This window comes from Bartonella sp. ML70XJBT.G (genome assembly GCF_028618575.1).
In the GTDB taxonomy this organism is placed as follows: Bacteria; Pseudomonadota; Alphaproteobacteria; order Rhizobiales; family Rhizobiaceae; genus Bartonella.
The window spans coordinates 1-865 of sequence record NZ_JAQITA010000081.1 but is presented as its reverse complement, the minus strand read 5'-3'; the positions used below and the strand labels follow the sequence as shown (position 1 = coordinate 865).

General features: G+C 37.8%; 2 pseudogenes. Both read left to right on the top strand.

Annotated features, from left to right (window positions below):
* Positions 1–184, top strand: a pseudogene (locus PVV64_RS10395) (hypothetical protein); the annotation flags it as partial.
* A pseudogene (locus PVV64_RS10390) lies at positions 174–865 on the top strand (hypothetical protein); the annotation flags it as partial. The pseudogenes PVV64_RS10395 and PVV64_RS10390, both read left to right, overlap by 11 nt.

Genomic DNA, 865 nt, shown 5'->3' with positions numbered 1-865 from the left:
AACGTTTCAAAAGACATTAGAGACTTTAATAAGCATGGGTTACATCACGCGTTTAGAAAATGGAAACTTATGGCATAGGTCATTAGCTTTTGATTATACGATTAGCAAAGCTTCAGAAAGGGCTTCAAAAGCAGCGAATGTGAGGTGGAGTAAGAAAAGAGAGGAGGCAATACATGTCAACTAAGTTGGCTTGGGTTCGCAGCTTTCCTTCAGATTGTCTTGCAGAAACAAATGGCATGAAAGCATTTCAAATAGCGACATACGTTACATTGAAATGGCACATGCGTAAAAGTGGAGAACCCATTTTTTGTGATCCAGATAAATTAGCACATAGTGCTGGCTGTTCAAAAAAGATCTTTAATAAAGCCTTAGAGTTTTTATTACGTGATAAGAAGATCATTTGTTTAGAAGATGGTCGTTTGTGGAGTTTACAAGTTGAAGAGGAACTCAATAACTCAAATGAAAATTTAAGCAAGTTTTCAGAAAGAGCACAAAAGGCAGCAAAGGCAAGATGGGATAAAAATAAAGATAACAGTGATGATGATGCTAAAGATGCTAGTAGCAATGCTATAAGCAATGCACAAGCAATGCTTAATGATGCCAATCACAACCACAACCACAATCACATATATAATAAAAAAAATAAAACTATCGTTTTATCAAAAAAAGAAATCGATTTTGAAGATTTAGAAACGAGCGATTTGGTTGACGAGCCAACAGAGGTTGCTGCTGTTGAAAGCCCATCAGAACAAATCGAAGCGGGTGTAGAAAACCAACCTCCCATTCACGAGCAAGAAAGCGTTCCCAAAAAACCAAAACGTTCAAAAGCTCATCGAGGCTGTCGCTTGCCTGCGGATTTCGAACC